Origin of the sequence: Sporolactobacillus pectinivorans, assembly GCF_002802965.1 — a bacterium.
GTDB lineage: Bacteria > Bacillota > Bacilli > Bacillales > Sporolactobacillaceae > Sporolactobacillus > Sporolactobacillus pectinivorans.
Genome location: NZ_NXGA01000011.1, coordinates 1 through 659, shown reverse-complemented (window position 1 = coordinate 659; position 659 = coordinate 1). Strand labels below are relative to the sequence as shown.

At 35.4% G+C, this 659-nt stretch carries 1 protein-coding gene; it reads left to right on the top strand.

Annotated features, from left to right (window positions below; all coding sequences use genetic code 11):
* A partial coding sequence (locus tag COP04_RS19250; RefSeq protein WP_100489770.1) for an IS6 family transposase occupies positions 1 to 630 on the top strand: 630 nt, incomplete at its 5' end.
* Between the last annotated feature and the right edge of the window lie 29 nt (positions 631 to 659).

Here is a 659-nt window from a genome sequence, read left to right as displayed (position 1 = left end):
GGCTACTATCTAAGATATGCATTGAGTTATCGTGATATATCTGAAATATTAAGGGAACGTGGTGTAAACGTTCATCATTCAACGGTCTACCGTTGGGTTCAAGAATATGCCCCAATTTTGTATCAAATTTGGAAGAAAAAGCATAAAAAAGCTTATTACAAATGGCGTATTGATGAGACGTACATCAAAATAAAAGGAAAATGGAGCTNATGGAGCTATTTATATCGTGCCATTGATACAGAGGGACATACATTAGATATTTGGTTGCGTAAGCAACGAGATAATCATTCAGCATATGCGTTTATCAAACGTCTCATTAAACAATTTGGTAAGCCTCAAAAGGTAGTTACAGATCAGGCACCTTCAACGAAGGCAGCAATGGCTAAAATAATTAAAGCTTTTAAACTTAAACCTGACTGTCATTGTACATCGAAATATCTGAATAACCTCATTGAGCAAGATCACCGTCATATTAAAGTAAGAAAGACAAGGTATCAAAGTATCAATACAGCAAAGAATACTTTAAAAGGTATTGAATGTATTTACGCTCTATATAAAAAGAACCGCAGGTCTCTTCAGATCTACGGATTTTCGCCATGCCACGAAATTAGCATCATGCTAGCAAGTTAAGCGAACACTGACATGATAAATTAGTGGTT